The 22608-nt window shown below is 66.1% G+C and carries 21 protein-coding genes; 11 read left to right on the forward strand and 10 right to left on the reverse strand.

Annotated elements, in window-relative coordinates; all coding sequences use genetic code 11:
- Nucleotides 1-96 precede the first annotated feature (96 nt).
- Both ACJH6J_RS16410 and ACJH6J_RS16415 read left to right on the forward strand, forming a co-directional pair.
- Complete coding sequence (locus ACJH6J_RS16410) at nt 97-2028, forward strand: DEAD/DEAH box helicase (RefSeq protein ID WP_212812597.1); 1932 nt, start codon at nt 97-99, stop codon at nt 2026-2028.
- Nucleotides 2025-3125, forward strand: coding sequence for an acyltransferase family protein (locus ACJH6J_RS16415; RefSeq protein WP_406804209.1), 1101 nt, complete (start codon nt 2025-2027; stop codon nt 3123-3125). Before ACJH6J_RS16410 ends, ACJH6J_RS16415 begins: the two co-directional genes overlap by 4 nt.
- Here ACJH6J_RS16415 and ACJH6J_RS16420 read toward each other — a convergent pair.
- On the reverse strand, nt 3122-4225 hold the full coding sequence (locus tag ACJH6J_RS16420; protein WP_406775645.1) for a DUF5685 family protein: 1104 nt from the start codon (nt 4223-4225) through the stop codon (nt 3122-3124). The two genes, ACJH6J_RS16415 and ACJH6J_RS16420, sit on opposite strands and share 4 nt — an antisense overlap.
- 97 nt (nt 4226-4322) lie before the next feature.
- Here ACJH6J_RS16420 and ACJH6J_RS16425 point away from each other — a divergent pair, with 97 nt between their 5' ends.
- Nucleotides 4323-5048, forward strand: coding sequence for a siderophore-interacting protein (locus tag ACJH6J_RS16425; RefSeq protein ID WP_212812594.1), 726 nt, complete (start codon nt 4323-4325; stop codon nt 5046-5048).
- On the opposite strand, the gene ACJH6J_RS16430 is transcribed toward ACJH6J_RS16425, so the two are convergent.
- Nucleotides 5033-5617 carry a TetR/AcrR family transcriptional regulator gene (locus ACJH6J_RS16430; RefSeq protein WP_212812593.1) on the reverse strand — a complete coding sequence of 195 codons (585 nt, stop codon included), beginning with the start codon at nt 5615-5617 and terminating at the stop codon, nt 5033-5035. The two genes, ACJH6J_RS16425 and ACJH6J_RS16430, sit on opposite strands and share 16 nt — an antisense overlap.
- Nucleotides 5617-6864 (reverse strand): cytochrome P450, encoded by a 1248-nt coding sequence (locus tag ACJH6J_RS16435; protein WP_212812592.1) that lies wholly within the window; start codon nt 6862-6864, stop codon nt 5617-5619. The genes ACJH6J_RS16430 and ACJH6J_RS16435 overlap by 1 nt, the downstream gene beginning before the upstream one ends.
- Before the next feature lie 486 nt (nt 6865-7350).
- Here ACJH6J_RS16435 and ACJH6J_RS16440 point away from each other — a divergent pair, with 486 nt between their 5' ends.
- Nucleotides 7351-10974, forward strand: coding sequence for a P-loop NTPase fold protein (locus ACJH6J_RS16440; RefSeq protein WP_406804210.1), 3624 nt, complete (start codon nt 7351-7353; stop codon nt 10972-10974).
- 273 nt (nt 10975-11247) lie between these two features.
- On the opposite strand, the gene ACJH6J_RS16445 is transcribed toward ACJH6J_RS16440, so the two are convergent.
- Entirely contained in the window at nt 11248-12660 is a 1413-nt protein-coding gene (locus ACJH6J_RS16445) for an FAD-binding oxidoreductase (protein ID WP_212812588.1), read from the reverse strand.
- Between ACJH6J_RS16445 and ACJH6J_RS16450 the strand changes: the two genes are divergently transcribed.
- Entirely contained in the window at nt 12637-13062 is a 426-nt protein-coding gene (locus ACJH6J_RS16450) for a hypothetical protein (protein ID WP_244872640.1), read from the forward strand. The two genes, ACJH6J_RS16445 and ACJH6J_RS16450, sit on opposite strands and share 24 nt — an antisense overlap.
- Here the strand turns inward: ACJH6J_RS16450 and ACJH6J_RS16455 are convergent.
- The gene (locus ACJH6J_RS16455) at nt 13049-13687 is read right to left on the reverse strand and encodes a TetR/AcrR family transcriptional regulator (RefSeq protein ID WP_244872639.1); all 639 of its coding nucleotides are present in this window, start codon (nt 13685-13687) and stop codon (nt 13049-13051) included. The two genes, ACJH6J_RS16450 and ACJH6J_RS16455, sit on opposite strands and share 14 nt — an antisense overlap.
- 80 nt (nt 13688-13767) lie before the next feature.
- Between ACJH6J_RS16455 and ACJH6J_RS16460 the strand changes: the two genes are divergently transcribed.
- From ACJH6J_RS16460 to ACJH6J_RS16470, 3 genes are read left to right on the forward strand one after another with little or no spacing between them, the layout of a single operon-like run.
- Nucleotides 13768-14715 carry an oxygenase MpaB family protein gene (locus ACJH6J_RS16460; protein ID WP_406804211.1) on the forward strand — a complete coding sequence of 316 codons (948 nt, stop codon included), beginning with the start codon at nt 13768-13770 and terminating at the stop codon, nt 14713-14715.
- A 32-nt stretch (nt 14716-14747) separates the two neighbouring features.
- Complete coding sequence (locus ACJH6J_RS16465; protein ID WP_346416970.1) at nt 14748-15575, forward strand: uracil-DNA glycosylase; 828 nt, start codon at nt 14748-14750, stop codon at nt 15573-15575.
- A gap of 3 nt (nt 15576-15578) precedes the next feature.
- Nucleotides 15579-16631, forward strand: a complete 1053-nt coding sequence (locus ACJH6J_RS16470; RefSeq protein WP_406804212.1) for an LLM class flavin-dependent oxidoreductase — start codon at nt 15579-15581, stop codon at nt 16629-16631.
- Here the strand turns inward: ACJH6J_RS16470 and ACJH6J_RS16475 are convergent.
- The 3 genes from ACJH6J_RS16475 to ACJH6J_RS16485 are packed head-to-tail and all read right to left on the reverse strand — an operon-like array spanning nt 16628 to nt 18009.
- A complete protein-coding gene (locus ACJH6J_RS16475) occupies nt 16628-17074 on the reverse strand; it encodes a nitroreductase family deazaflavin-dependent oxidoreductase (RefSeq protein WP_212812586.1) in 447 nt (148 codons plus the stop codon). The two genes, ACJH6J_RS16470 and ACJH6J_RS16475, sit on opposite strands and share 4 nt — an antisense overlap.
- Nucleotides 17071-17517, reverse strand: a complete 447-nt coding sequence (locus tag ACJH6J_RS16480) for an HIT family protein (RefSeq protein WP_212812585.1) — start codon at nt 17515-17517, stop codon at nt 17071-17073. The genes ACJH6J_RS16475 and ACJH6J_RS16480 overlap by 4 nt, the downstream gene beginning before the upstream one ends.
- 24 nt (nt 17518-17541) lie before the next feature.
- Nucleotides 17542-18009 carry a glyoxalase/bleomycin resistance/extradiol dioxygenase family protein gene (locus ACJH6J_RS16485; protein WP_212812584.1) on the reverse strand — a complete coding sequence of 156 codons (468 nt, stop codon included), beginning with the start codon at nt 18007-18009 and terminating at the stop codon, nt 17542-17544.
- A 27-nt stretch (nt 18010-18036) separates the two neighbouring features.
- Between ACJH6J_RS16485 and ACJH6J_RS16490 the strand changes: the two genes are divergently transcribed.
- Both ACJH6J_RS16490 and ACJH6J_RS16495 read left to right on the forward strand, forming a co-directional pair.
- Nucleotides 18037-18864: a DUF6597 domain-containing transcriptional factor gene (locus ACJH6J_RS16490; protein WP_406775643.1), complete on the forward strand. Its 828-nt coding sequence runs from the start codon at nt 18037-18039 to the stop codon at nt 18862-18864.
- Nucleotides 18865-18881: 17 nt separating this feature from the next.
- The gene (locus ACJH6J_RS16495) at nt 18882-20258 is read left to right on the forward strand and encodes an amidase (protein WP_406775642.1); all 1377 of its coding nucleotides are present in this window, start codon (nt 18882-18884) and stop codon (nt 20256-20258) included.
- Here ACJH6J_RS16495 and ACJH6J_RS16500 read toward each other — a convergent pair.
- Nucleotides 20255-21217: an alpha/beta hydrolase family protein gene (locus tag ACJH6J_RS16500; RefSeq protein ID WP_318986579.1), complete on the reverse strand. Its 963-nt coding sequence runs from the start codon at nt 21215-21217 to the stop codon at nt 20255-20257. The two genes, ACJH6J_RS16495 and ACJH6J_RS16500, sit on opposite strands and share 4 nt — an antisense overlap.
- A gap of 76 nt (nt 21218-21293) precedes the next feature.
- Nucleotides 21294-21782 carry a DNA-deoxyinosine glycosylase gene (locus ACJH6J_RS16505; RefSeq protein WP_318986578.1) on the reverse strand — a complete coding sequence of 163 codons (489 nt, stop codon included), beginning with the start codon at nt 21780-21782 and terminating at the stop codon, nt 21294-21296.
- Between the two features lie 42 nt (nt 21783-21824).
- On the opposite strand from ACJH6J_RS16505, the gene ACJH6J_RS16510 reads away from it, so the two are divergent.
- On the forward strand, nt 21825-22571 hold the full coding sequence (locus ACJH6J_RS16510; RefSeq protein ID WP_406804213.1) for an adenylate cyclase regulatory domain-containing protein: 747 nt from the start codon (nt 21825-21827) through the stop codon (nt 22569-22571).
- Nucleotides 22572-22608: the final 37 nt, after the last annotated feature.

Raw genomic sequence — 22608 nt, forward strand, 5'->3', positions numbered from 1 at the left:
GCAGCGCACCCGGCCACCCTATAAGGCGGACCAGGGGGAGTCCGGTCAGCCATGCTGGGCGTACCTGGCCTGATAACCCTCTAGACTCCTTGCATAATGACGACGTCTTCGCCCGAGGCCGACCCGGATTCGGGCGGCCCCAACACCACAGCTGATCCCGCTTCAGAAACCTCCGCCGAGACCGGCGCCGAGGTCACTTTCGCCGACCTGAACATCCGTCCGGAGGTGCTGCGGGCGCTGACCGATGTCGGCTACGAATCTCCGTCGCCCATCCAGGCCGCGACCATCCCCGCGATCCTGAACGGTTCCGACGTCGTCGGCCTCGCCCAGACCGGTACCGGCAAGACCGCCGCGTTCGCGGTGCCGGTGCTGTCCAAGATCGACCCCGCCAGCCGCAACACCCAGTGCCTGGTGCTGGCCCCGACGCGTGAACTCGCGCTGCAGGTGGCCGAGGCGTTCAGCAAGTACGGCGCGCATCTGAACGTCAACGTACTGGCGATCTACGGCGGCTCGTCCTACACGCCGCAGCTCGCGGGCCTCAAGCGCGGCGCGCAGGTCGTGGTGGGCACCCCGGGCCGCGTCATCGACCACCTGTCGAAGGGCAGCCTGGATCTCTCGCACCTGGACTACCTGGTGCTCGACGAGGCCGACGAGATGCTGCAGATGGGCTTCGCCGAGGACGTCGAGCGCATCCTCGCCGACACCCCGGAGTACAAGCAGGTCGCGCTGTTCTCGGCGACCATGCCACCGGCCATCAAGAAGATCACCGCCCGGTACCTGCACGACCCGGTCGAAGTGACCATCAAGGCCAAGGCGCAGACCGCCGAGAACATCACGCAGCGCTACATCCAGGTGGCCGGCCCCCGCAAGATGGACGCCATCACCCGGCTGCTCGAGGTCGAGCCGTTCGAGGCGATGATCGTCTTCGTCCGCACCAAGCAGGCCACCGAGGAAGTTGCCGAAAAGCTCAGGGCCCGTGGCTTTTCCGCGGCCGCGATCAACGGTGACATCCCGCAGGCCGTCCGTGAGCGCACCATCAACGGGCTCAAGGACGGTTCGATCGACATCCTGATCGCGACGGATGTCGCGGCGCGCGGCCTGGACGTCGAGCGCATCTCGCACGTGCTGAACTACGACATCCCGCACGACCCCGAGTCCTACGTGCACCGCATCGGGCGCACCGGTCGCGCCGGTCGCTCGGGCACCGCGCTGCTGTTCGTCACTCCGCGCGAGCGGCACCTGCTCAACTCGATCGAGCGCGTCACCCGCAAGAAGCTCATCGAATCCCAGCTGCCGTCGGTCGACGACGTCAATGCCCAGCGCGTGGCGAAGTTCCGCGATGCCATCACCGACTCGCTCAGTGCGCCGGGCATCGAGCTGTTCCGCCGCCTGATCGAGGACTACGAGCGCGACAACAACGTGCCGCTCGCCGAGATCGCGGCGGCGCTGGCGGTGCAGACGCAGGGTGGCGAAGAGTTCCTCATGAAGGAGCCGCCGCCGGAGAAGCGGCGTGAGCGTCCGGACCGTGACGATCGCGGGGACCGTGGCGATCGCGAGCGCAAGCCGCGCTCGACGCGCGACGACCTGGCCACCTATCGCATCGCGGTGGGTAAGCGGCACAAGGTGATTCCGGGTGCCATCGTCGGCGCCATCGCGAACGAGGGCGGTCTGAACCGCAGCGACTTCGGGCACATCAGCATCCGGGTGGATCATTCGCTGGTCGAGTTGCCCGCCAAGCTGAGCAAGGACACGCTCAAAAAGCTGGAGAACACCCGCATTTCGGGCCAGTTGATTCACCTGGAGCTCGACAAGGGCGGGCGTTCCGGCGGTTACGAGGATCGTGGCGGACGCCCCGACCGGGGTTCGTACTCGGACCGCGGTGGCCGCCAGGACCGTGGCTCGGACCGGGGTTCGTACTCCGACCGTGGTGGCCGTCAGGGCGGACCGCACAAGGGCCGGGGTCGTGACGACGACCGGCGCGGTGGACACGGCGAAGGTCGAGGCGAGGGCAAGCGTAAGTACAAGTGACCCGGGTTGATTCGCTCACCGGGGTTCGTGCTGTCGCCGCACTGCTGGTGGTCTTGACCCACGCGGCGTTCACGACCGGTAAGTACACCCAGACGTACATCGGACTGATGTACTCGCGCGCGGAGATCGGTGTGCCGATCTTCTTCGTACTGTCGGGCTTCCTGCTGTTCACCCCGTGGGTGAAGGCGCTGGCTCGGGCGGATGCCGAAAAGCTTTACGACGCACCGTCGGTGCGGCGTTACGCGTGGCACCGGGTGCGACGGATCATGCCCGCCTACGTGGTGACGGTGCTGGCAGCCTACGCGCTGTACCACTTCCGCACCGCCGGCCCCAACCCCGGACACACCTGGCTGGGGCTGCTCCGCAACCTCACGCTGACCCAGATCTACACCGACAACTACCTGTTCTCCTGGCTGCATCAGGGCCTCACCCAGATGTGGAGCCTGGCGGTGGAAGTTGCTTTCTACGTTGCCCTTCCGGTGTTGGCCTACCTGCTGATGGTGGTGCTGTGCCGGCGGCAGTGGCAGCCGGGCCGGCTGCTGGGTGCGCTGGGAGTTTTTGCCGCGTCGAGCCTGGCGTGGCTGACGCTGGTGCACACGACGGATTTCCTGCCCGACGGCGCCCGGCTCTGGTTGCCGACCTACCTGATCTGGTTCGTCGGCGGCATGCTGCTCTCGGTGCTGTCCGTGATGGGGGTGCGGGCCTACGGATTCCTGTGCATCCCACTGGCTTTGGTCTGCTACCTCATCGCGTCGACGCCCATCGCCGGCGCCCCGACGACCTCGCCCGCCACGCTGCCGGAAAGCCTGTGGAAGGCGGTGCTCTACGCCGCCATCGCCACGCTGGTCGTCGCGCCGCTGGGCCTGGGGAACCGCGGTTGGTACGCGTGGCTGCTGGGGAGCCGGCCGATGGTCTTCCTCGGTGAGATCTCCTACGAGATCTTCCTGGTGCACCTGGTCATCATGGAACTGGTCATGGTCGAGGTGATGCGCCAACACATCTGGACGGGGTCGACCTTCGCGTTGTTCACCTGGACGATGCTGTTCACGATCCCGGTGTCGTGGCTGTTGCACCGGTTCACGCGGGTGCGGAACTAGGAACAGTCGCAGCAGTCGCAGCAGCCATCGCAACAGCAGCCGTCGCAGTCACAGCAGCCGTCGCAGTCGCAGCAACAGCCGCTGCAGTCGCACGCGAAGCAGCCGTCGAACCAGCCGGCCTTGCGCTGGACCTTCTCCTCGGGATTCTCTTCGCCCGTTTCGATCCCGACCACGTCGTCCAGCGGAGCTTCGCCGAATGACGCGACCGGTGGCTCGGCGTCGGGCGGTACCTCCGTCGCCCGGTATCCCGCGTCGCTGAAGGTCCGGGACACGGCCCGCCGCAACTCGCGCGTCAGCAGCCGGTGCACCAGCCGCCCGTCGGTGAACTGCACGTCGGCCAGGGCCAGCTCGATGCCGAGCACTGCGTCGTCACACATGGTCCGGACGTCGGCGATCGGTGTCGCGGTGGCGGCCACCGGATTCCATTTTCCGTGCACCTCGTCGTCGTGCAGATCCTCGACCGCGTCGAGCAGGTGCGCGACCCGCCCGAACAACTGGCCGACGTCGTGCAGCGGCGCGACATTCGCCGGCCGGCCGGCCAGGATCGCGGTGTGGCCGAACGCCGCGGCGACGGACGTCTCGGTGGGTTCGGTGACCGCGAGCAACGAACCACCCGGTGCCGCAGCGGCTTCCAGCGCCGCCTGCCGCCCGATCGCTGCCATCAGCACGCCGGTATCGAAGCCCAGCGCGGTACCGACATCCGTGCCTTGGCGCTCCCACCGGTCGGCGATCCGTCGGGCCGCGGGCCGCACTCCTGCCGCGGCGAACACCCCGTCGCCGTCATCGACGTGATCGCGCACCCGTGCCGCCGCGAGCACCAGGGAGACGACGGCCGCCAGCCGAACTGATTCGCCTACCGCGACGTCGGCCTTGCGCATGCCGCGCAGCGGACAGCGGCCGGCCTCCCGGCGGCCGGGCGCCGCGGTGGACTGCGCCTCCACCAACGCCGACACGACGAGGCCGTCGTAGTTGGTGGCGACTCGGCCGCCCTGACCGTAGTCATCGCGAAGCGCGAGACAGAGCCCGCACAACTGGGCGGTCCAGACGGCCGCAAGTTCCTTGCCGAGCCGATGCCGGCAGGGCCGGAGGATGCCGAACACGGCTCGAAGATAGCTTTGGCCAGCACAAACCGCAGGCAATCAACCAACACCATCAATTAGGTTATGCTGCCCTAAGAGTCCAATCGGAGGGTGCAACATGACCGAGTCGAAGCCGTCGCGCGGAATCCAGGGCGCGCTGGTCAAACTGTGGCGGGGCGGCGATTACGAGCTGACCGTCACCGGCCGCACCCAGATCACCCCGCACTACCTGCGGCTGCATTTCACCACCGGCAACCTGCTCGCCGAGCGGCCGGTGCACCCGACCATGTGGGTCCGGGGCTGGTTCCCCGACGGCGACAAGGCGCATCAGCGCGGCTACACGCTGGTCAACCCCGATCCGGTGGCCGGCACCACGGACATCGACTTCGCGCTGCACGACGGCCTCGCCACGCGCTGGGCGCAGGACGCCAAGCCCGGTGACACCCTCGAGGTGACGCTGCTCGGCAGCAGCTTCGAGCTGCCCGAGCCCGCGCCGGCCGGATACGTACTGGTCGGTGACACCGCATCGCTGCCGGCCATCAACTCGCTGCTGCAGGCGATCGGCGAGGCGTCCATCCAGGTGTATCTGGAGGCGGGTCACGACGACGACCGCGATCTTCAGGTGGGCACCGGTGCGCCGGGGCTGACCGTCACGTGGGTCGACCGCAAGAACAACGGCGAGGCTCTGGTCGAGACCGTGCGGGCGTCGGCGTTCGACGCCTCCGATCACTTCGGCTGGGTGGCGTGCGACAACCGGACCACCCGCTCGGTGGTCAAGGTGCTGCGCGAGGACTACCAGATTCCGAAGAAGGCGATCAAGGCACGCGCCTACTGGGAAGCCTGATCGATCGGAACCAGCTGGGACACCACGAATTCGTCGATCATCGCGCGTTCGTCGTCTTCGTCGGCGCCGGGGAACATCAACAGCGATACCAGGATCCGGACGAGCCAGCCGGCCCGGCGGTGCGCGGCTTCGGTCTCCAGTTCGGGCCACGACGCCGACAGGAACGCCGCCACCAGTCCGGTGATGACGTCGGACTGCGCGGCGACCTCGCCACCGATCGGTCGCTGGGTGGCGACGAACCACGATGACAGCGCCGGACTTTCCCGCACACTGCGCAGCGCGATCGCGACGCCGTCGAGCAGCCGGGTGCGCGGATCGGTGATGTCGGCGATCTGCTCACCGACATGGGCGAACACCCGGAACGCCTCGCGGTGCACGTAGGCCAGGTGGAGCACGTCGCGGTTCTCGTAGTACCGGTACAACGTGGCACGGGAACACCCTGCCGCCCTGGCGATTTCGAGCATCCCGACGGTCGCCGCGTCCTGCTCGGCGAACAGGCGGTCGGCGGCGTCCAGGATGGCCTCCGCCGCGACCTCGGTGCGGCGGCCGGCCAGCCAGTCGTTTGCCATCAGCCGATCGTAAACGGCACCGATAGCGGGCGTCGCACGTAGCTGCCCCCGGCCCACTCGATGTTGTCCTCATCGACAGTGAATTCCGGTATCCGGGAGAGCAGTTCGGTCAGTGCGACGCGGGACTGCATCCGTGCGGCCGCCGCGCCCAGGCAGTGGTGCGCACCGTGGCTGAACGTCAGGATGTTGCGCGGGGCGCGCGTCACGTCCAATTCGCCTGCGTTGGCGCCGTATTGGCGTTCGTCGCGGTTACCGGAACCGTAGAGCAGCAGAGCCTTGCGGCCGGCGGGGATGGTGGTGTCGCCGATGGTGACATCGCGGGTGGTGGTGCGGGCCAGACCCTGGACCGGCGAGGTGAGCCGGAGCAGTTCGTCGACGGATTCGGTGATGAGGTCCGGGTTCTCCACGAGCAGCCGGCGCTGATCGGGGCGCCGGTGCAGCAGTTGGACCGAGCCGCCCAGCATCCCGGTGGTGGTGTCGTTGCCGCCGGTGACCATGGTGAACGTGAACGCGAGGATCGACAGCACGCCGCTGATGTCGCCGTCGGCGCCGATGCCCGCGGCGACCAGGTGCGACACGGTGTCGTCTTCGGGCTCCTTGCGGCGGCGCTCGATCAGCGCGGTGAAGTACCCCATCATGTCGCCGAGCGCGCTGCCCAGCGTCTCGAGCGCACCGCCGAGGCCGCCCTCGGCGGTGTTGGCCGCGACGATGGCCTCGGTCCAGCCGTCGAACTGGTCGCGGTCGGCTTCAGGAACACCCAGGTAGTGCGCGACGACCATCGACGGCAACGGCTTGAACAGCTCGGTCACGATGTCACCGCCACCGGCGGCCTTGAGCTTCTCCAGTCGCTGCACCACGAACTCGCGCACCTTGGGCTCGACGGCCTCCACCTGGCGCGGTGTGAAGCCGCGCGACACCAGCTTGCGGAATTCGGTGTGTACGGGCGGGTCCGTCATCACCATCGGCGGGTTGTCTTGCAGGCCAATGAGTTCCAGCTCGCCGTAGTTGACGGTCAAGCCCTGCGCCGAGGAGTACGTCTGGTGATCGCGCGCCGCGGTCCAGATGTCGGCGTGCCGGGACAGCACGTAGTAGTCGGCGCCGGGATTGTCGGCGGGCACGACATGGTGGACGGGATCGTGGTCGCGCAGCGAGCGGTACATCGGCCAGGGATCGACCCACCCGGCGGAATCGGCAAGCTGGAACGCCACGGGGGAGTCGGATGTCTCGTGAGACAAAATCGCCGTCATGTCTTATGTGTACGTCGGCGGGCCAGATGTGTCAATGCCCTGTGGGTACCAGTACCTGCCCTAATCCCTCGCGTCGTCAACTGTGTATCAAATCGGATATGTAGATGGAGGGCGATGGGTGGACGCCTGCTTTGTCCCCGTGGGGGCAAACATCGGATCGAAGGCGTGGCCCAGCACTTGCGCTACTGCTGAATGGTGAGCGCTCGTCAGTTTCGATCCCGCGCATGCTCAACCAGATCGGCGTCCTTTCGATGAAACGCCACTTTCTGGGCCCGTGTGTCGGACGATACGGCTATATTGCCGAGGTGGATCTGCACCCTTGGGGAACGGCCGTCGATCGGTCAACGCCTCGCGCATGACCTTGAACTGCCCGCCATGTCTCGCACCTGTTCGGCGGTTCGCAGTCGCGGTCCGATTCGCGAGATGCTGTCGGCTGCTATCGGTTCCCGCAAACCGCACGCACGCAACAACGCCTGAAGGAGCACGATGTTTGGACGGGGACGTGGGACGGTTGCGCGGATTGTGCAGTCCGGCGATCTCATTCCCGACAATCGACTGTTGGGCGACGAGAGTGATCTGCTGGAGCATGAGGCGATTGCGCACGCTGTCGCAGAGATAGCTCTGGCCGCAAGGACGCCAGTAAATATTGCCCTCTTCGGGCCGTGGGGGTCTGGTAAATCCAGTATCTACACCATGATTGAGAAGCGCCTCGCCGATTTGTCATCTCACGACTTGAAGATAGCTCGATATGATGCGTGGAAATACGGGGGCAAAGAGCTTAAACGAAACTTCGTAGACAGTTTGGCCTTGGATCTAAAATTGGACAAAGATCCTGAGCTCTCTACCGGGTTAGACCGTGCGGTCAGCGATACCCGAATTGCTTTTGCCCAGTGGCTTTGGAAAAACAAATGGTCTCTGCTTGGTGGACTGGTGTTCGCGATCACTGTCGCGTCACTCTGGGTCCTCCTGATCGCGGCAGCTTTGACCGTTTTTGCCCAAAGTGGCTTCGCAACAGCCGCAAAAAGCCTCATTCCTGGGGTAGGCACGGTCTTTGGTCTGGCCCTCGTTGCGGCCTTGCTCGGCCCCAAGGTGCTAGAAGGTCTTACTGTCACGACGGAGACGCCCGCTCCTGAAGATGCCGACCAGTTCGCGAAGAGATTTGCAAAACTCGTGTCAAAGGCGCGAGGCAAAAAGGAATTTCCGCTGGTCGTATTCATTGACGAACTTGATCGGTGTGCGCCAACCGACGTGGTAGCGACATTGCGGGACCTCAAAACGTTTCTCGACCAACCAAATTGTGCATTCATCGTCGCTGCCGATCGGGAAGTAATCGTGCGGGCATTGCGCGAAGAGGTCGCCCAGGCCAAGCCCGTGCGTGAGGAGGAACCCTACTACGCAACACCGGGGGCATTCTTAGACAAGATCTTCCAGCACCAGATCTCGCTTCCGCCACTTCGGGCGCGGGCACTGACCGACTTCGCGCGCGCGCTCGCCGATGCGCAACCGGAAGGGGTGTGGGGCGAGATGCGAGGAGTTGGCAGTGACTGCTTGGACAAGGCCATCTTCGCACTGATCCCAGTACATGTCAGAAGCCCGCGGCGCGTGAAAGTGCTTTTGAACAATTTTGCGACCAACGTGCGGATTGCCGAGGCCCGGGGTTTGCCCTGGCTGGAGCGTGTTCACGAAATCGCCGTTCTCACAGTGCTACAGACGGAGTTCCCCTCTGTGATAGCGGATATGCGGCGCGTGCCCCGTTTGCTCACCTACCTGCGAGGCGGACCTCAGCCTGAATCGTCGGACGTTCAGAGAATCGCCGAAAAGTACCTATTGTCGCCAGACGGAGAGAGTTCCGACGGGAACGCGGCCGCAGTCGACGAGATCATCAATGATGACGACACTGACAAAGGACTTCGCGCGCAACAGAATGCGAGCGAGACATTGCGGCGCCAGCTACACAACTATCTGAACAAGATCGCAGCGGCAAAAATCCAAGACCCGCGACCAGACCTGCTCTACTTGAAGCCAGCGGCCAACCGGGATCTGTTGCCCGACCCCAGTCTCGGCGACGCCATTGATTACGCCACTGATACAGCGCCGTCGCAGGTGGCTGCCTCCTTCGCTGATCAAGACTCTGCGACGCTTGCCATCGCGATACCGCTGCTGACAATAGAGGGTGATAATGCGACCGGCCTGGGTAGGACATTCGCTTATGAGGCAGCGTGTCTCCTCGTCGAGCGTCTCGAACCAAACGAATTTCAGGTTGTCGCCGACCAGGTTCATCCGTCGCTGCAGGCAGCTATCACCGCAGGAGCTCTGAGCGATGAGGCTCTACCGGGTGCACTGTTGATAGCGGCCTGGGCAAGCGATTCAGAAGCAATACGCAGCTTCTTAAGCAGCTCACAGGCGAAGAACATGGCTGCTGAATTGTTGTCCAGGTTCGTTCCACTCCTTAACTACATACCCAAGAACGTTTCGTCAGCTATTGCAGGACTATTGGGTGATCGGTTCGACGCAGACCCGCTGCCGGTGCTAACGGCGCTATCGGATCTTCCGGTCGCCACCGCCTGTGACCTATGGGCAGATATTTCTCGCCCGGTTGTCTCAGTGATAAATCGGCTCGAACTACCGCCGGTTGAGGAACCGGAGGCTTCAGTGGCGGCAGCGGGCACTCAACCGGAAGCGCCCGAGCCGACCGGCGATGGCGTTGCCCTGCTCGAAACCCTTATCGAAGCTGCGATTAGACGTGACGACGGGGAACCACTTGTCTCTGACATCTTCACGTCGTTCCAGAAACGCCCGGCTGAGTCCCCGATGGTCCATTGGACGCGAGACAACGCCGACCGAGTGGTTGGACCTATGGGTTCGGCGGCCCGTAAGGCCCGGCATGCGTTAATCGGAATTGGGGCGTTCCGGCCTGGGGCATGGAAGCGGTGGGGTGCGCTGCTCCCATCCACGGAAGAAGGCTCAGCGGACGGCGACGTGCAAGATCTAGCTAACGGCGTGATTATCGACAAACTGCTACCGGAGTTCTCTGCTGATTCGTCGCCACTTACTCCCAGTGAATTGGCGGAACTGGTTGCACGCGTGAGCGAATGGTCTGTGCTCGACTCCGGTCAGATTGCCGAAGCCCTTACATCAGTGTTGGAAGATATGGAGTGGGAAGACTGCGCTGCCGACGAACTTGAAGCGCTATGGTCCAAAAAGCGTGGGTTGTTCAGTGCGACTGTTGAGCTCGCACGCAAATCGGGCTCCACTAATCTCGTGGCACCGTTGATCGCCGACGACTTAGCCGGCGCGCTGACTGCGCATGAGATTGATGAGTCCACCGTTCGGCAGTTTGTGCAAGCGTGCGAAAGTCTACCCATAGATGTTGTAAGAGCGGTTTCCGAGCGGGCTGATCGTTATGAACCACCTGAGGAACTGGCAGCTTCGGCATTGCACCTGAGGTTGGCTCTACGCAGCCAGGTCAGAGGAGACGCATTACCTGTCGATGACCTGCTAGCTCTGGAAATGGCAGATCGCTCTACGTTGATCAGCGGCGCTTGGCTGGAACTGCTGCCAGCCGCCGATCAAGTAGTACGGCTACTCCAGGAGTTTCCCTTCGCTCCCGCCGCGATCGGTGAATATGCCTGTCGGCTCTCAATCGACGACAGGAGCAAGCTCTGGATACGCGCAGACCAAACAAACCAGACGGACCAGCTGCTCAGTGCTATTGGTCAATCTGGCATCGGAGTACAAGCTGTAGACCATATCCGCGATGCTGTCGCACAGCTGACCAGAGAGTCAGACAGGAGCAAGAAACTCAGGCGCCTTCGATTAGCCAAGCCCGTCAGCGAGCCAGGCAGCGCCGTTGCAGCACTGCAGAAAGCGTGCGGTGCGCTCGCTGGCGTGTTGATGGGGAACAACGTCTCCGGGGATGTGCGTTCCGCAGCTGAACTCGTGTGTTGGGCGGGAGGCGTCCCGGCGCGCAACCGACCCGAACTGCGTGAATTGTTTGATCAACAGCTCAAAACACACCGAAACTCCGTGACGAAAACCCTTTTTACCGAACTGGAGAGACTCGGTTTGGTCAGCAAGAAGAAGTCTCTGAAAGAGCTGCTATTTGGCTAGCGGCCCAGTGAAGTTCGATGCTGAGAGTCCGGACTCGTCGTGCAAACCATCGCGCAGGGCCCTACAAGCTGACAAACCAGACGCCACCGCCGAGCGGACTTGCCAGATACTCGGTGCGCATTGATTTAAACAGCGACTTCGTGTGCAGGCATTTCCACAGTCTGCTGCAAGAGCATGTAGACGGGATCGGCGACGCGGCCGCGCACATACCGCCAGATCACGGTGTCGTGAATTGACCGCGGCTTGTGGATGCCACAGCTCAATTTGGTGTGGCTAGATGCCCGCCCCGGGATTCAGGATGTTGTCGGGATCCAGTGCCGCTTTGATCCGGCGGTTCAGTTCCATGGCCTCCGGGCCGAGTTGGCCGGCCAGCCAGGGCCGCTTGAGCCGGCCGACGCCGTGCTCTCCGGTGATGGTGCCGCCGAGCGACACGGCCAGGTCCATGATCTCGCCGAACGCGATGTTGGCCCGCCGGGTGTTCTCGGCGTCGTTCGGGTCGTGGACGATCAGCGGGTGGGTGTTGCCGTCCCCGGCGTGCGCGATCACCGAGATCAACAGGTCGTGCTTGCGGGCAATCTCACCCACGCCGTCGACCAGGTCCGCCAGCGCGGGCAGCGGCACCCCGACGTCTTCCAGGAGCAGCGGGCCCTTGGCCTCCACCGCCGGGATGGCGAACCGCCGGGCGGCCACGAAGGCCTCGCCCTCGTCGGGGTCGTCGGTCAAAAAGACTTCTGTCGCACCGGCTTCGGTGAACACGCGGGCCATGAACTCGGTGTCCTCGACGCCCGCCGGGCCGCGGTCGTCGGAGGCCGCCACCAGCATGGCTTTGGCGCCGCGATCCAGGCCCATCTTCAGCTTGTCCTCGACGGCGTTGATGGCGACGTCGTCCATGAACTCCAGCATCGACGGGCGAATCCGGCCGGTGACGGTCACGACGGCGTCGGCGGCCGCGCGCACCGAGTCGAAGCTCGCCACCACGGTGCACCCGCGGTGCTGTGGTGGCAGCAGGCGCAGGGTCGCCTCGGTGACGATGCCGAGGGTGCCCTCGCTGCCGACGAAGAGTTTGGTGAGGCTCAGTCCCGCAACGTCTTTCAGCCGCGGGCCACCGAGTCGCACCGCCGTGCCGTCGGCCAGCACCACCTGCAGGCCCAGGATGTAGTCGGTGGTGACGCCGTACTTCACGCAGCACAGGCCGCCGGCATTGGTGGCGACGTTACCGCCGATGCTGCAGATTTCGAACGACGACGGATCGGGCGGGTACCAGAGGCCATGGGCCGCAACGGCTTTCTTGACCTCGGCGTTGAGCAGGCCGGGCTGCACCACGGCGGTGCGGGTCGCCGTATCGACGACGATGTCACGCATCCGTTCGGTGGTCAGCACGATGCCGCCGTCGACGGCGGTCGCCCCGCCGGACAGGCTGGTGCCGGCGCCGCGCGGCACCACCGCGATCTTGTGTGCGCTGGCCCACCGCAGGACCGTCTGCACCTCCTCGGTGCTGCGCGGTCGCACCACTGCGATGGGAGTGCCGGCGTCGGGATCCAGTGCGCGGTCCTGTCGGTAGGACGCGACGATGTCCGGATCGGTGACGACGGCGTCGGCGGGCAGGTCGGCGATGAGGCTGGGCAGCGCGGTATGCACGCGGGCAAGTCTAGGAGCCCGGTGGTGACCAGCGAAGACTCGCGTCATGTGCCGGGGGCATTAATCCCATGTAACGCCCGTGTTACGGGTATCGTCAGCTATGTGTACAGCAAGGCCTTGTTGGCCGAGATGGGAGCGCTGCGCGACAGCCGTCGCGGAGCGCATGTGTCTGCGACCGCCATCGAGCTCCACGTGCGCGCCGTGAGCCATAGCGTGCGCACGCGCCGGCCGGCTTTCGTGGCCGACGAGGCGCTCGATCTGATCGCGTCAGGGTCGGTGACAACCGTTGCGGCACTCGAGCTTTGGATGGCTGGCCTCTGGCAGCGGGTGCCCGGTGGCTACTTGATCGACGACCGTGAACTGATCGCCCACCTGTCATCTGGTCCGGTGCGGCGCTGGGTGCGCCGGGTGTGGCTCAAGCTCAACAGTGAGTCGGTCATCCCGTTCTGACCGCACCCGCAGTTGCGCGGACGCCGCGTAATGCGGCAAACAACAGGTCGTTCAGCATGTCGATGAGGTGGTCGCGGTCGACGGAGATCGCCCCGACGAGGACCGCGGTGAGCGTCTCGGCGACCCCACCGATGACAAATTGCGCCGCCAGTTGCAGATCGATCGGCCGCGGGTCTGTCGCGGAGCCGCTGAGCCCGGCGACGATGCCCGCGAATCGCTGAGCTTCCGAGAGGCGACGCGGGCCGAGGACGGGTGAGGACGCGGACTCGATCAGGACGATGCGGCCCTTGCGCCGATCGGTCAGTGCGACGTCGACAAGTGCGCTGAGCGCCGCGCGCGACCGTGCGCGGGGGCCGCCCTTGGTGTCGGCGATCGCGGCGAGTCCACGCTCTTCCACTTCAGCGGTGATCTCGTCGAAAACCGCGATGTGCAGGTCCTCGATGCGTGGAAACGACTCGGCGAAGTAGCGCGCCGCCAGGCCGGCCTGCTCCGCTACGCCACGCAGGGTGGTCGCGGGGATGCCCTTGGTGCCCATCAGCTCCAGGCCTGCCGCGATGAAGCGACGCCGCCGATCGGCGATGCGGTCGGCGCCACTCATGCCGCCGTACTGCCGCGCCTCACTCACGCCACCAATCTTGACACACGCGTTGACAGATGGTTGCCTCATCTCATCTATCAACGCTTGATGACAGATTGGATGCGTGCATGACCATGACTGCATCGCCCGTGGGGGCCGGCGTGGAGCCGTGGCACCCGAGCCAGCCGCATGCCGAGCTGGCGGCCGACGTCCGGTGGTGGTTGGGCTCGCCGCTGAGTCTCGGGCTCTTCGGGCGCCTGGCACTCGACCAGGTGGCATACCGCCCGATCGCGGCAGCGGTCGATTGGTCGGGACGATTTCAGGAGAACTTCACCGACCGGGGTATCCGGTCGCTCGCCTTCGGCATGCTGATGCTGTTCGGCGACGAGGCCGACCGGCGTGGGGACACCGAGGAACTCAAACGGCTGCATGCCGGCGTGCGGGGAACCGGCAACGGTGAGTTCGCCGACACGCGGTTCAGTGCACTCGACCCCGAACTCTGGAATTGGATCGCCGTCAGCTCGCTGAATCTGTTCTACCGGGGCTACGTCGCGGTCCGCGGCGAGGACCTCGATGCCGAGCAGCGCGAGGCCGTGTATCGGACCCTGCGGTGGATGATGAGCTATCTGGAGCTGCCCAGCGCTCGGGCCAAACTGCCTGAGACCCTGGCCGACATGGAGGCCTACTACGACCGCGTCGCCGAACAGCACTTGGCGGACAACGCATTTCTGCAATATGCCGACGAGAGCTTCGACACGTTGCCCGTGCCGGACTTGCTGCCGAAGCAACTGCGGGTGCTCCTGCTGCCGCTGTGGAACGTGCTGACCCCGATCGCGTTGCGGGTGCCGAAGGTGTTGGGCCGGCGCCATGCCCACCCGAAGATGCGGGAGCTGCTCGACATTCGGTCGACGCCCTTGAACCGGCTCGAATACGCCCTGTATCTGAAGGCCTCTCAGGTGGCCTGGCGGTACCTGCCGCGCGCCGTCGTCCTCGATCCGCTGGCGTACAACCGCTACCGCTACGAACGGCTGCGGTCGGCCTACCATCGCGTGCAATTGGACAACTTCGCCGCTTAACCGCGCCGCCAAGAGGGCAGAATCTTGGGGTGCTGCCACATCCCCGAACCGGAGTGTTGTTCCCGTCCCCGGTCCCGGCCGGCGCGGGTTGGCCCGGGGACCCGGCCGACGCCGACACCCCCGTCGCCCGCACGGCGGCGCAGGTCCGGGCCAGGGCCCGTCGCTGTACCAGTCTGGCCGACCTCGACGCGCAGGTGTCGGTGTGCCGGGGCTGTCCTCGTCTGGTCACCTGGCGTGAGGACGTCGCCATGCGCACGGTGGCGAAGCGCAAGGCCTATGCCGCCGAACCGTACTGGGGCCGGCCGGCGCCGGGGCTCGGCGTGGACCGGCCGCGCATCTGGGTGCTGGGTCTGGCGCCTGCCGCCCACGGTGCCAACCGGACCGGCCGGGTTTTCACGGGCGACCGGTCGGGCGACTTTCTCTTCGCTTCGCTGTACCGCGTCGGCCTGGCCAGCAGCGCCGAGAGTATCGATGCGGCAGATGGCTTGACCCTCAACGACATTCGGGTGGTGGCTGCGGTCCGGTGTGCGCCGCCGGACAATGCGCCGACGCCGGAGGAACGCCTCACGTGCGAGCCGTGGCTGAGCGCGGAGTGGCGGCTGACGGGTCAGGACGTCCGCGTCGTCGTCGCACTCGGTGGCTTCGCGTGGAAGGCCGCGCTGGAGCTGACGGGAGCGGGACGGCCGTATCCGAAGTTCGGTCACGGTGCGCTCGCGGCGCTGCCCGACGGGCGGCGGCTCCTCGGCTGTTACCACCCGAGCCAGCAGAACACGTTCACCGGCCGGCTCACTCCGGCCATGCTGGACGACGTGTTCAGCACGGCCAAGGGAATCGCATCCCGCCCCGAAGAGTTGGATTAGATCGTGCAGTTGTCTGTCCTCGATCTCGTCCCGGTCCGTAGCGACCAGTCCACCGGCGATGCCTTCGCCGCCACCGTGCGCCTCGCCAAGGTCGCTGATCAGCTGGGCTACACCCGCTACTGGGTGGCCGAGCACCACAACATGCCCGCGGTCGCCGCCACCAGCCCGCCCGTCGTCCTGGGCTACCTGGCCGCGCAGACCACTCAGATCCGTCTTGGCTCGGGCGGTGTGATGCTGCCCAATCACGCGCCGCTGGCCGTCGCCGAGCAGTTCGCGCTCCTGGAGGCGGCAGCGCCGGGCCGCATCGACCTCGGCGTCGGCCGGGCGCCGGGTACCGACCCCGTCACCTCGATCGCGCTGCGCGGCCCGGCCGGGCGCACCGACGAGGACATTCAGCGCTTTCCCGAGTACCTCGACGACGTCGTCGCGCTGATGAGCCCCGGCGGCGTCAAAGTGTCCCTCGAGGGGCGAAACCTGTTGGACAAGAACTACATCCTGAAGGCCACCCCGTCGGCGGTGAGCCCGCCGAAACTGTGGCTGCTGGGCTCGTCGATGTATTCGGCGCACCTCGCCGCGGCCAAGGGGCTGCCGTACGTGTTCGCCCACCACTTCTCCGGGCAGGGCACCGAGGAAGCCCTGGCCACGTACCGCGAAGAGTTCCGGCCCAGCGAATTCGCGGACAAGCCAACCACGTTCATGACCGTCAACGCCTGCGTGGCCGAGACGCGCGACGAGGCCGAACAGCTGATCCGCCCCAACCTGCAGATGATGGCATGGCTGCGCACCGGCGAGCCGCTGCGTGCGCTGGATCTGGTCGAAGACTCGGAGCACAACCAGCTCACCGCCACGCAGCAGGCCATCGTCGCCGCGGGAATGGAGCGGGCCGTCGTCGGCGCACCCGCGGAGGCCGCGGACCAAATCCGCGACCTGGCATCGCATTTCGGTGTCGACGAGGTGATGGTCAGCCCCGTCGCCGCCGCTCGCCGGGGCTGCGATCCAGCCACCGCCCCGGCTCGCGAGACGACGCTACGGCTGCTCGCCGAGCAGCTGCTCTAGCGGGGCGTCAGCGCGACCACCGGGATCGGCCGGGTGGTGCGCTTCTGATATCCCGCGTACCGGTTGGCGTTGTTCTTGTTCACGATCTGCCACAGCCGCGCGTAGTCGGGGTCGTCCTTGCCGACCACGCGCGCGGTCACCGGGATCCGCTTCGTCCCGACGTTGATCTCGATGTCGGGCTTGGCCTTCAGGTTGAAGTACCAGCCGGGCGCCGTCGGCTCGCCGCCCTTGGACGCGACCACAAGGTAGGCGTCGCCGTCCTTCGCGTAGGTCAGCGATGTGGTGCGTGCCAGGCCCGTCTTGGCGCCGACGGTGTGCAGCAGCAGGCTCGGCGGGACGCCGGGGAACTGGTGCCCGATCCGGCCTTCGGTCTTCTGGTAGATCCGGTCGTGCATTTTCAGCAACGGGAGACCGAGGTATTTCTCCCACAGGGGCATGCTCATGGCTGCAAGTCTGCCTGCGGATCAGACAGCCGCGCCACCGCCTCCAGTAGGATCTTTCCGCTGGTCTCCCGGTCCGGATCACGGCGCAGCAGCATCCCTTTGGCAAACGCCAGCTTGTCGCCCAGCTTGCGCGGGACGACGTGCAGGTGGATGTGGAACACCGTCTGAAATGCGGCTTTGCCGTCGTTGATCGCGACGTTGTTACCGTCGGCGTGGAGGCCGGACTCGCGCGACGCCTGGGCGATGCGCTGACCGAGCTTGGCCATACCGGCCACCACGTCCGGCGGGGTGTCGACGAGGTTCTCGTAGTGCTGCTTGGGGACCACCAGGGTGTGGCCGCGGGAGAACGGGCGAATGTCCAGGAACGCCACGTAGTCGGCGTCTTCGTAGACGCGCACCGCGGGCGCCTTCCCGGCGACGATGTCGCAGAACACACAGGCCATCAGTTCACGGTAGGCCAACCGGGGTCAGACGTTGGAGGCCGCCCACTCCGACAACCGGCGGTCGCGTTCGGCGGCGTCGACCTCTTCGACGCGCGTCATCACCGCCCAGCGCTGGCCGAATGGATCGATGATCGACGCGAACCGGTCACCGGTGACGAAAGTCTGTGTCGCTTCCCGGATCGTCGCGCCGGCCCGCTCGGCGCGGTCGACCACCGCGTCGACATCGGGGCAGTACAGCACCACCGAATGCGTGACCGGACCGCTGCGGGGCGGCGCCACCAGTTCGTAATCGGGGTTGGGATCGGACAGTTGCAGCCGGCCGGTACCGAAGTCCAGCTCGGCGTGGGCCACCTTGCCGTCGCTCGCGTCCATCTTCTCGATCAGCCGCGCGCCGAACACCTCGACGTAGAAGTCGATCGCGGCGGCGGCCCCATCGATCACCAGGAACGGGGTGAGGCTGGTGTAGCCCTGGGGAATTGGTTGCACGCTCATGGCACCCAGTTTCGTAGGGTCAATGGTGTGGCGGCTTGGAAAAACCCGACAACAGCTCCCAAGCTGGGTGTGGTCGGCCGTGCCAATACCGGCTCGGTGTTCGATCTGCAGCAGTGGCAGCCGTCCGCCGCGGCAGCGGTCTGGGTCGAGAACTTCTGGTCCGTCACTTGGGATTTACGGGACGTCGAGCCGTTCGACAGCACCGTCATCACCTTTCCCGCGGTGCACCTGACGCACGAGTGGGGCACCGACGAGGTCCGGCACGGTCACCGGTTGCCGGCGACGCTGGTGCACGGCGTGGTCGAGCGGGTGTTCACGACCACGCTGTCGGGGGCAGGTTCGGTGGTGGGCGCCAGGTTCCGGCCCGGCGGCTTCGCGGCCCGTTTCGGCCGGGACGCCGGCGCGCTGACGGGCCGCGTGCTGCCGGTGGGTGCGGAATTACTGGGCGCCGCAGTCCCTTTCGCCGACGATATCGACCGGGCCGCAGCGGCTCTCGACGCCGCGATCGGCAACCACACCGATGTGGACGCCACGTATCGGGACCTGACGCGATTGCTCGACCGGGTTCGCGCCGATTCACAGCTGCACCGGGTCGAACAGGTGATGGCGCTGTCTCCCTGGAGTGAGCGGACAACGCAGCGGGTGTTTCGCCGGTACGTCGGGGTGCCGGTGAAATGGGTGCTGTGCCGCTACCGTCTGCAGCACGCGGCACTGCAGATCGAGACGGTGCCGGACCTCGACTTCGCCGACCTGGCAGTGCGATTGGGTTGGTACGACCAAGCGCACTTCATCAACGACTTCCACGCCATGCTCGGCTGCACGCCGGGGGAGTACGCCACAAAACACCGCCGATGATGGGTAATCTGCGCCGCATGGACCCTCGTGACCTGGCGTTCGCCGGCGCCGCCGAACAGGCCAGGATGCTCGCCGCCGGTACGGTGACCGCACCTGAACTCGTCGAGCTGTACCTGGACCGGATCGCGCGCATCGATCCCGAATTGCGTTGTTATCGAACGGTTCTGGCCGAGAGTGCCAGGGCCCAGGCGCAGGCCGCGCAGGCCCGGCTGGACGCAGGGGAACGGCTACCGCTGCTCGGCGTGCCGATCGCCATCAAGGATGACACCGATGTGGCGGGCGAACTGACCACGTTCGGCAGCAGCGCGCACGGACCGGCCGCCACCACGGACGCCGAGGTGATTCGGCGGCTACGCGATGCCGGCGCGGTGATCCTGGGCAAGACCACGGTGCCCGAGCTGATGATCTGGCCCTTCACCGAGACACTGACCTACGGCACCACGCGAAACCCCTGGAATCCGGAGTATGCGCCGGGCGGCAGCAGCGGGGGCAGTGGCACCGCGGTCGCCGCCGGGCTGGCGGCAATGGCGCTGGGATCGGACGGGATGGGCTCGATCCGGATTCCCGCCACCTGGTGCGGGTTGTTCGGCATCAAACCGCAGCGCGACCGCGTGCCGCTGAGCCCGCACGACGATTCGTGGTGCGGCCTGGTCGCCTACGGGCCGTTGGCCCGCACCGTCGAAGACGCGGCCCTGTTCCTCGACGCCACCACCGACGGCGGCTTCGTGGCGGCCGCACGACAGGCACCCGGACGCTTGCGGATTGCGTTGAGCACCAAGGTGCCACCGCTGGTGACGGCACGGGTGGGCGCCAAGCAGCGCGCCGCGGTGGAGCAGGCGGGCGAGCTGTTGCGCGAATTGGGCCACGACGTCGTCCAACGAGATCCGGACTATCCGCGGTCGGCGGTGTACGGCCACGCCCTGCCGCGCTACTTCCGCGGTGTCTACGACGACGTGTCCGCGCTGCCGCATCCGGAGCGACTGGACCGCCGCACCCGGTCCTTCGCCCGGATCGGTGGGTTGATCTCGCAGCGGCGCATCGACGCGATCCGCGCCGCCGAACCCGCGCTCGCCGCTCGGGTGCAATCCGTTTTCGACAGTGTCGACGTGGTGATCACCCCGGGCGCGGCGACCGGACCGTCGCGGGTCGGGCAGTACCAGCGCCGCGGCGCCGTCTCGACGCTGGCGTCGGTCGCTGCGCGCGTGCCCTTCCAGGCCATGTTCAATGTCACCGGTCAACCGGCGGCCGTGGTGCCGTGGGGGCTGGACAATAACGGTGTCCCGACGTCGATTCAGTTGGTGGGCAGGCCCTTTGACGAGGCGACGCTGCTGTCGCTGAGTGCGCAGATAGAAGGTGCGCGGCCCTGGGCGGGCCGGCGGCCTCCGGTCGGTTAGCGCGCGCCGAGCGCGGCCTGGATGTCGGGCTTCATCTGCAGGAGTTGCTGACCCCAGTAGGCCCAGGTGTGCGTGCCCGTCGGCGGGAAGTTGAACGTGGCGTTGTGCCCGCCCGCGGCCTGGTACGCGCCCTGGAACTTGGTGTTCGACGCGAGCGTGAAACTCTCCAGGAACTGCTGTGGCACACCGCTTGTCGCGCCCGCCAGGTCGTCCGGCGTGCCGGTGCCGCAGTACACCCACAGCCTGGCGCCAGACGAGGCGATCCTGCCGACGTTGACCGTCGGGTCGTTGCGCGCCCATGCCGGATCACCGGGAGGCCCCCACATGGCGCCGGGGTTGAAGCCGCCGGAATCGTTCATCGCCAGCCCGACCAGCGACGGCCAGAACGAGTCGGACAAGTTCAGGAATCCGGACAGTGAACCGGCGTACCGGAATTTGTCCGGGTGGTCCGCCACGTACATGAGTGCGGTCGATCCGCTCATCGACAGCCCGACCACCGCGTTACCGCCGGTTGAGATGTGCTTGTTGGCGGCCAACCACGCCGGCAATTCCCTGGTCAGGAAGGTTTCCCACTTATAGGTCTGGGTGGTGCCGTTGCCGACGGCCGGCTGATACCAGTCGGTGTAGAAGCTCGACATGCCGCCGACCGGCATCACGACGGACAGGCCCGAGCCGTTGTACCACTCGAACGCCGGGGTGTTGATGTCCCAGCCGTTGTTGTCGTCTTGCGCGCGCAGGCCGTCCAACAGGTAGAGGGCGTGCGGACCGCCGGCCTGGAATTCGACTTTTATGTCGCGGCCCATGGCCGCCGATGGGACGTTGAGGTATTCGACGGGCAATCCGGGTCGGGAGAACGCGCCGACCGGCGTCGGTGCGATCAGACCACCGATCGTCAGCGCCGTCAGCGCCGCACCCAGATACTTCGTGAATCCCGGCAGGTTCTTGGCGATGCGTGACATGGGTAAACCCCCTGGGTCCGGATGCGGATACACACCACATTCGCGCGGCATACCCCCATCGGCCGAGGTGAAACGTTCAGCGGATCATTTGCCACGCCGCGAGTTTGTCGGCGAACGACATGGTCAGCGCTCCGCTGCTCGACGGCAGGCGGGCGGCGGGCAGCGCGATGTCGGCGCGCTGAAACAGCGTGTACGCCGTCAGCCCGTTGACGAAGCCCCGCTCGATCGTCGGGTGTTGCGTCAGGAACGCGTCGAAATCATTGAGCACCAACGTCTTTCGGTCGATATTGGCGTCCAGGCTGCCGACTCGACGGCAACTGTGCACGACGTCCCACAGCGCCACCCCGGCGGCGGTGACGGCGTCGAGGCGCTCGGCATAGGGCAGCTCCGCGTCGAACCCGATGAGCGCACCCAGCAGCCGCCAGAACTGGTTCCGCGTGTTGGCGTAGTACTCGCCGGTGTCCAGCGACTTCTCGCTGGGAAACGAGCCGAGGATCAGCACCCGTGGGTCGGCGCCGACAATCGCCGGCAGCCCCGTGCGTAGCGGCATCTCTGGCTCGGTCATGTGCCCATTCTGCGGGGCTGCCAGGCGCGATAGGTTGGCCGGGTGAGTGAACAAGCTGCCGAGCCGGTCGACCGTGCCGAGCTGACCGACTGGCTGCTGTCCGAGGGGTTCACCGAGGACCAGATCAACGAGTCGTTCGCGCCGATGCTGCTGCCTTCGCGGCGGGCGTTGGGTGATGACGGCACCAGGTTGTCGGCCCGGCAGATCAGCGAGCGGTGGGGCGTGAATCTGGACCTGCTGCAACGAATTCTGCATGCAGCCGGCCGGCCCCGGTCCGAAGACCTGGACGCCGAGCTGTTCCTGCCGGTCGACAGCGACCTGGTCGGCTACGCCCAGCGGTTCCTCCGGCTCGGCCTGCCGGAGGATCAGGTCGTCGCGGTCGTCCAGGTCATGGCCGAAGGTCTGTCCCGCACCGTCGAGGTCATGCGTTTTGCCGCGTTGTCCGCGATTCTGCAACCGGGTGTCAGCGAACTCGACGGCGCGAAAGCCACCGCGGCGCTGATCGGCGAGGCCGCGCCGCTGCTCGGGCCGATGATCCAGGACATGCTCCGGACCCAGTTGTTGCACGCCATGCTGGAAGAGGAGGTCAGCGCCACCGAACGGATGGCCGGACGGCCGCTGCCCGGGTCCGGGCAGGTGTCGGTGGCCTTCGCCGATCTCGTCGGGTTCACCAGTCTGGGGGAGGAACTGCCGCCGGAGGATTTGGAGCAGTTGTCGCAGCGGCTGGCCGATCTTGCGCGCGATCTAGCTGTACTGACCACGGACGTTAGGTACGGCGTGGCGTGGTGACATGAAGAAGACCTCCGAGTGAAGTGCGAGCTGTCTA

The sequence above is a fragment of the Mycobacterium sp. SMC-18 genome, assembly GCF_045310895.1.
GTDB lineage: Bacteria > Actinomycetota > Actinomycetes > Mycobacteriales > Mycobacteriaceae > Mycobacterium.

Bases quoted from the DNA above. Each gene is read 5' to 3' on its own strand.
- ACJH6J_RS16410 (WP_212812597.1), top strand. From the start codon at position 97: ATGACGACGTCTTCGCCCGAGGCCGACCCGGATTCGGGCGGCCCCAAC.
- ACJH6J_RS16425 (WP_212812594.1), top strand. From the start codon at position 4,323: ATGACCGAGTCGAAGCCGTCGCGCGGAATCCAGGGCGCGCTGGTCAAA.
- ACJH6J_RS16430 (WP_212812593.1), bottom strand. From the start codon at position 5,617: ATGGCAAACGACTGGCTGGCCGGCCGCCGCACCGAGGTCGCGGCGGAG.
- ACJH6J_RS16435 (WP_212812592.1), bottom strand. From the start codon at position 6,864: ATGACGGCGATTTTGTCTCACGAGACATCCGACTCCCCCGTGGCGTTC.
- ACJH6J_RS16440 (WP_406804210.1), top strand. From the start codon at position 7,351: ATGTTTGGACGGGGACGTGGGACGGTTGCGCGGATTGTGCAGTCCGGC.
- ACJH6J_RS16445 (WP_212812588.1), bottom strand. From the start codon at position 12,660: ATGACGCGAGTCTTCGCTGGTCACCACCGGGCTCCTAGACTTGCCCGC.
- ACJH6J_RS16460 (WP_406804211.1), top strand. From the start codon at position 13,768: ATGACCATGACTGCATCGCCCGTGGGGGCCGGCGTGGAGCCGTGGCAC.
- ACJH6J_RS16475 (WP_212812586.1), bottom strand. From the start codon at position 17,074: ATGAGCATGCCCCTGTGGGAGAAATACCTCGGTCTCCCGTTGCTGAAA.
- ACJH6J_RS16480 (WP_212812585.1), bottom strand. From the start codon at position 17,517: ATGGCCTGTGTGTTCTGCGACATCGTCGCCGGGAAGGCGCCCGCGGTG.
- ACJH6J_RS16485 (WP_212812584.1), bottom strand. From the start codon at position 18,009: ATGAGCGTGCAACCAATTCCCCAGGGCTACACCAGCCTCACCCCGTTC.
- ACJH6J_RS16495 (WP_406775642.1), top strand. From the start codon at position 18,882: ATGGACCCTCGTGACCTGGCGTTCGCCGGCGCCGCCGAACAGGCCAGG.
- ACJH6J_RS16500 (WP_318986579.1), bottom strand. From the start codon at position 21,217: ATGTCACGCATCGCCAAGAACCTGCCGGGATTCACGAAGTATCTGGGT.
- ACJH6J_RS16505 (WP_318986578.1), bottom strand. From the start codon at position 21,782: ATGACCGAGCCAGAGATGCCGCTACGCACGGGGCTGCCGGCGATTGTC.